This is a genomic window from Joostella sp., from assembly GCF_048266025.1.
GTDB classification, from domain to species: domain Bacteria; phylum Bacteroidota; class Bacteroidia; order Flavobacteriales; family Flavobacteriaceae; genus Galbibacter; species Galbibacter atrarenae.
Genome location: NZ_JBLXAF010000005.1, coordinates 256,615 through 262,847, shown reverse-complemented (window position 1 = coordinate 262,847; position 6,233 = coordinate 256,615). Strand labels below are relative to the sequence as shown.

General features: G+C 33.1%; 6 protein-coding genes. 2 read left to right on the top strand and 4 right to left on the bottom strand.

Annotated features, from left to right (window positions below):
* Positions 1-396 precede the first annotated feature (396 nt).
* Both ACN0TY_RS10950 and ACN0TY_RS10945 read right to left on the bottom strand, forming a co-directional pair.
* The gene (locus tag ACN0TY_RS10950; RefSeq protein WP_417444524.1) at positions 397-1,113 is read right to left on the bottom strand and encodes a DUF4197 domain-containing protein; all 717 of its coding nucleotides are present in this window, start codon (positions 1,111-1,113) and stop codon (positions 397-399) included.
* Positions 1,114-1,169: 56 nt separating this feature from the next.
* The gene (locus tag ACN0TY_RS10945; protein WP_417444523.1) at positions 1,170-1,667 is read right to left on the bottom strand and encodes a metallophosphoesterase family protein; all 498 of its coding nucleotides are present in this window, start codon (positions 1,665-1,667) and stop codon (positions 1,170-1,172) included.
* Positions 1,668-1,832: 165 nt separating this feature from the next.
* On the opposite strand from ACN0TY_RS10945, the gene truA reads away from it, so the two are divergent.
* Positions 1,833-2,579 (top strand): tRNA pseudouridine(38-40) synthase TruA, encoded by a 747-nt coding sequence (truA, locus tag ACN0TY_RS10940; RefSeq protein WP_417444522.1) that lies wholly within the window; start codon positions 1,833-1,835, stop codon positions 2,577-2,579.
* The gene (locus ACN0TY_RS10935) at positions 2,579-4,348 is read left to right on the top strand and encodes an ABC transporter ATP-binding protein (protein ID WP_417444521.1); all 1,770 of its coding nucleotides are present in this window, start codon (positions 2,579-2,581) and stop codon (positions 4,346-4,348) included. Before truA ends, ACN0TY_RS10935 begins: the two co-directional genes overlap by 1 nt.
* 81 nt (positions 4,349-4,429) lie before the next feature.
* Here the strand turns inward: ACN0TY_RS10935 and cdaA are convergent, their stop codons facing one another.
* Together cdaA and folP are read right to left on the bottom strand one after the other, a co-directional pair.
* Positions 4,430-5,212 carry a diadenylate cyclase CdaA gene (cdaA, locus tag ACN0TY_RS10930; RefSeq protein WP_417444520.1) on the bottom strand — a complete coding sequence of 261 codons (783 nt, stop codon included), beginning with the start codon at positions 5,210-5,212 and terminating at the stop codon, positions 4,430-4,432.
* 61 nt (positions 5,213-5,273) lie between these two features.
* Positions 5,274-6,113 (bottom strand): dihydropteroate synthase, encoded by an 840-nt coding sequence (gene folP / locus ACN0TY_RS10925; RefSeq protein ID WP_417444519.1) that lies wholly within the window; start codon positions 6,111-6,113, stop codon positions 5,274-5,276.
* Between the last annotated feature and the right edge of the window lie 120 nt (positions 6,114-6,233).

The following is a 6,233-nucleotide window of genomic DNA, read 5'->3' as shown; positions in this document are numbered from 1 at the left end:
TACTCACGAGGAATAGCTAAAGATCGTATCCAGAGTGCAATAGGATATGGAGAGTCACAACTTTTAAATGGTTGTAGCAATGGAGTACGTTGTTCTAAAGAAGAACATCAATTAAACAGAAGATCAGTGTTTAGAATTGTAAAGTAATATAAATTGTACTTTTAATTTCGTCTTTAAATGAAATAAAGGAAGACCTTAATGTTAATGACAAAAGCCTGTGAAGTATTAACTCACAGGCTTTTGTTGTATATGAATTACTTTTTTAAATATTATGTAGCTGGAATCTCCACGCATTTCCTGCTAGCCCCGATTGAGCCATATACCATGTATTGGTAAAAGCGGGCAACTGCATTAGAAGAATTGCAAATACTGGACGGCTACTGCTATAAATAGTTGTTAATTATTTAAAATGGAGTTTAAAATTGTAGAAGGATTTTCTCGAGCATCATTCTCAACATCTTCAACAATATTAAATAGGCCATCTACTAGTTGGTTAGTAATGGCATCATTCAATTGTGCTGAACCGCTATCTGTACTTCCTGTACCTAATACTGCTCCGAAAATTCCGTTTAATGAACTATTGCTTCCACCAAGAGCATTGTTTAATAAGCTGTTTACACCTAAGCTTTCAGTTTTCTGATTTACAACAGGAGAAATTGCAGTAGTTAAATCTGTATACGTTTTATCCTTTAAATATTTTGTTGCAGCTCCTTTTCCGCCAGAAACAATGGCAATTGCATCTTGTGCAGTCATTTCATTGATGGCCTTAGTAACAATAGGTTTTGCTGTTGTAATAGAAGCCTCTGCTATATCACTGATTAAGGCTTGTTCCTTTTTTACTACACTAGATAAACCTAAAGATTCTAATTTGCTATTAATGTCTTTTAATTTTTGAGGCATTGCTGCATCAATAAGTGCATTGGTCATAAACTCATTGGAGTCGCCAAAAACGTCAAAAGCATCTTGTGTACCGCTATTCAATACAGACTTGGTTGTATTTAAAACTACATTGCTGTTTTGAGTTGTAGCGCCATTAGTATTTAATGTGTCACAACTATTTGCAGTCATTAATATGCATGCAAGCATTGTAACGCTAATCATTCTTTTTATCATAGTTCCTTTTTTTATATGGTGTAAAAATATGTTCAATTTCGGAAATATTCTACTTTTTATACCCTCTTTTCCAACTCTATAATTTCTAAATCTTTAATTTGTTCGCCGTCAATTACAAACCGAAGCATGGTTCTTACTTTATGAAAACCGTGCTTTCCTGCTGCCCCTGGATTCATATGAAGTAAATTGAGTTTCTTATCCCACATTACTTTTAGGATATGTGAATGTCCGCTTATAAAAAGCTTTGGTGGGTTTGCTTTTATATCTTCACGAATCCTACGATCATATTTATTTGGATACCCGCCAATATGTGTGATCCATACATCTACTTTCTCGCATAGAAACCTGTTGTTTTCAGCGAATTCTAAGCGTACTTGATCGTTATCAATATTCCCGAAAACACTTCTTAGAGGTTTTAATTTTTTTATGGTATCTGTTACTATCGGATCTCCAATATCTCCAGCGTGCCATACTTCGTCAGCCTGTTTTACATATTTTAAAATCTGATCGTCTATAAAACTATGGGTGTCTGATAGCAAAAGAATTTTTCGCATAGAATAATAAAATTGAAATTTTGAGAATTATGAAATAACAATCCTCTTTGGTTTTATGTGTGAGGCTACAATTCAATTTAGGAAATGCCTTTACTGAATACTCCTATATTAATACTCATATCAAAATAGTATCTTTGTAGCTTGTTGCAAAAATAGCATTTTGAATTGAGATATTTTTTAGAGCTTTCATATAATGGGCGTCACTATCATGGTTGGCAAAATCAACCTAATGCAATTTCAGTACAAGAAGTATTGGAAAACGCACTTTCTATACTTTTAAGGAAAGAGATAAGTATTATGGGTGCCGGTCGTACAGATTCTGGAGTGCATGCCAAACAAATGTATGCACATTTTGATACGGAAGAGGAAATAAATAGGGTGGAGCTTATTTATAAACTGAATAGTTTTTTACCGACTGATATTTCTATAAAAGATATTTTTTTAGTTAAAGATGATGCACATACGCGTTTTGATGCTGTGGCTCGGAGCTATGAATATTGGATAGTTCAGGAGAAAAATCCTTTTTTAACTGACTATGCATATTATTTTAAAACAGTTCTTGATATTGGTGCAATGAATGAAGCAGCAGCAGAATTATTAAATCATAAAGATTTTCAATGTTTTTCCAAGTCCAACACCGACGTAAAAACATATCTTTGTGATCTTAAAAACGCGGTTTGGGTTCAAGAAAAAGAAACGTTAGTTTTTTATATTACGGCCGACAGATTTTTAAGAAATATGGTTCGTGCAATTGTAGGAACTTTATTAGATGTAGGTATAGGTAAATCTAACTTGCATGATGTTAAGCAAATTATAGAAAGTAAAAGTAGGAGTAAAGCTGGAGCATCTGTTCCTGCACATGGACTTTATTTAACCGAAGTTGCCTACCCAGATACAATACAAAGAAATTAATGAGTAAAGATAAAGCAGGAAATACATTCGATTTAGACTTATTTAAGCGTCTTCTTCGGTACACGAAACCCTACAGAATAACATTTATAGGAGTTGCATTGGCGGCAATATCACTTTCTGTATTTTCTTCGTTGCGTCCTATATTATTAAAATATACTGTAGACGATTATATCTTGACAAAAGACAAACACGGACTTTTAATGTTCGTTGTTTATATGGCTGCGGTATTGTTTTTAGAGGTTATTAGTCAGTTATCATTTATATATTATGCCAATTGGCTCGGACAATCTGTAATAGAAGATATTCGAGTGAAATTATTTAAGCATATGTTAAGCTTTAGAATGAAGTATTTTGATAGTTCTTCTGTTGGAATATTGGTAACTAGAGCTGTTAGTGATATCGAAAGAATCGCCGCTATTTTTAGCGATGGACTCTTTATGATTGTGAGCGATTTACTTAAAATGTTTGTTGTTGCTGGAGTAATGATATATTTCGATTGGCAATTATCACTTATTGTATTTGCTGTACTCCCTTTAATGTTATATGCTACAAGGTTATTTCAGAAAGCAATGAAAAAGGCTTTTATTGAAGTCCGTAAAGAGGTTTCTAATCTTAATTCTTTTGTTCAAGAGCGACTTACAGGAATGAAAATCGTTCAGCTTTTTGTTAGAGAAAAAGAAGAATACGATCAGTTTAAAGTAATTAATGAGAAACATAAAAAAGCATGGATTAACACCGTGTGGTACAACTCAATTTTTATTGCTGTAGTAGAATTGATGTCTGCAATAACAACAGGATTAATTGTATGGTATGGTGGCTTGCGAGCTGTAATGGATGGTGCTAGTGACCTTGGTAATATCTTTATGTTTATCATGCTTTCTACTATGATTTTTAGACCATTAAGACAGATTGCAGATAAGTTTAATACTCTGCAAATGGGGATGGTTGCTGCAAATCGTGTGTTTGATATATTGGATACAGAAAGTAAAATTGAAAATAAAGGAACGCTTACTGCAAATGATCTAAAAGGAGATCTTTCTTTTAAGGATGTTCGTTTTGGTTATATTAAAGACGAAGAGGTTTTACATGGAATCTCTTTTGATGTAAAACAAGGAGAAACTATCGCTATTGTAGGAGCAACTGGTGCTGGGAAATCTACAATTATCAATCTATTGAATCGTTTTTATGAAATAAATTCAGGAGAGATATTAGTAGATGGTGTTAATATTAATGACTTTACAATCCAATCACTACGTTCTCAGATTGCTGTTGTTTTGCAAGATGTATTCTTATTTGCCGATACAATCCTAAATAATATTACGCTGAATGACCCATCAATTAAAGAGGAGGATGTAATACGAGCTGCTAAAGATATTGGGATCCATAAATTTATAAAAAGCCTTCCTGGCGGGTATCATTATAATGTAAAAGAAAGAGGAAGCATGCTTTCTAGTGGCCAGCGTCAGTTAATAGCTTTTTTAAGAGCCTATGTAAGCAATCCGAGTATCTTAGTATTAGATGAAGCGACTTCTTCTGTGGATGCGCATTCAGAATTATTAATTCAGAAGGCTACAGATAAAATAACAAAAGGGAGAACTTCAATAGTAATCGCTCACAGGTTGGCAACAATTAAAAAAGCAAATAAAATCCTAGTAATGGAAGCTGGAAAAATTGTAGAATCTGGAACACATGAAGAGCTTCTTAAAAGAGAAGATGGATATTACCGTAACTTATATGAAGTTCAGTTTTTAGCTGAAGAGACACTCTAGTTTAAAAAAACATTAGATAAATATTATCAAGCAAATTGTATTAGTTTATAATTGAAGTTTGACTTTTGTATGAGTTATAGCTTAAGTTAGGTCTTCTATGATGATCTTCTTAAGGTCATTAACTTCATCATATAAAACAAATTCTCCATTTTTAATGTAAGAAATCTGACCATTTTCTTCACTAACAACAATAACTACAGCATCTGTTTTTTCACTTACTCCAATTGCAGCACGGTGTCTTAATCCAAATCGTAAAGGGATGTTTCTCTCGTTAGAAACAGGTAAAATAGCACGAGTGGCTACAATGCGGTTTCCTTCAACAATAGCAGCGCCATCATGAAGTGTACTGTTTTTATAAAAAATACTTTCTAAAATAGGTTGGTTAATTTCAATATTCATTTGGTCTCCAGTCCCTTTAATAAAGTCCAAAGAGTTATTACGCTCTATAACAATAAGAGCTCCCGTAAGTTTAGCACTCATTTTTTCACATGCAGAAATTATAGCATCTACATTGGTATCGATTCCCATTCCGTCGTGTTTCATAAAATTGAGATGCTTCATAATCCCCTTTTTACTAAAATTTGTAGAACCTACCATAAGAAGAAATTTACGAATTTCTTGTTGGAAAACGACAATAAGAGCAAAAAAACCAGCACCAATAAATTTACCAAAAATGTTGCTCAGAATACGCATATTTAGCGCCTCTGTAAGTAAGTAGATAACATAGATGATAACGATACCAATAAAAATATTGATGGCAACAGTGCCCTTTACTAGTTTGTATAAATAGTAGAAAAGAAATGCAACTAGAAAAATATCAATGATATCTACTATTTTCAATTCTATAAAGTCAAATATTTCCAAGACACTAAGGTTTTATGTAAAAATATAAAATTAGGGGATTAAAATACCAATTTTAGAATGATTATATATGAGGTGTGTTTTTTGTAACCATTTCATGTATTTTAATACATTCCATAGCCTCTTTTACATCATGAACTCTTAAAATATTAGCTCCTTTACTCAAGGCAATTGTGTTTAAACTTGTTGTCCCGTTTAAGGCTTGCTCAGCATCAATGCCTAGAAGTTTATAGATCATAGACTTTCTACTAATTCCAACAAGTACAGGGAGGCTTAAAATATGAAGCAAGTCGAGTTTCCCCATAAGCTCATAATTCTGATCTAAATTCTTAGCAAATCCAAAGCCTGGATCAATGATGATGTCGTTTATTTTATGTGCATTAGCTTCTGCAATTCTCTCTGAAAAATAATATAATAGCTCACGGATAAAATTACGATAGATTGTTTTTTCTTGCATCGTTTCAGGATTACCTTTCATATGCATCAAAATATAAGGAACGCCTAATTTTCCAACTGTAGGAATCATATTCTTATCAAGAGTTCCTCCGGAAATATCATTAACCATACAAGCGCCAGCTTCAATATTTGCTTTAGCAACCTCCGCTCTAAAGGTGTCTATAGAAATAAGAGTGTCCGGAAAGTGCTTAAGAATAAGAGTAGTAATAGGTGCGCTGCGTTCAAGTTCTTCAGCTACAGTAACCTCTTTGGCACCTGGACGAGAACTATAGGCTCCTAAATCTATAAAAGTAGCTCCCTCTTTTAACATGGTTTCTACACGATTTAGAATTAGGCTGTCTTTGGTATATTTTCCACCGTCAAAAAAAGAATCTGGAGTGGTGTTTAATATGCCCATTACTTTTGGACTAGTGAGATCGATGAGGTTTCCTTTGCAATTTATAGTCATTAAATCATATCATTTAAATTCGAGGTAAAAAGGCTTTCAAAAGCAACAAAATACAAAGTTTAAAGGGGTAATTTTGAACAATTGAAATTTTTAAGCGAAATTTACACAAAATAGTATCAA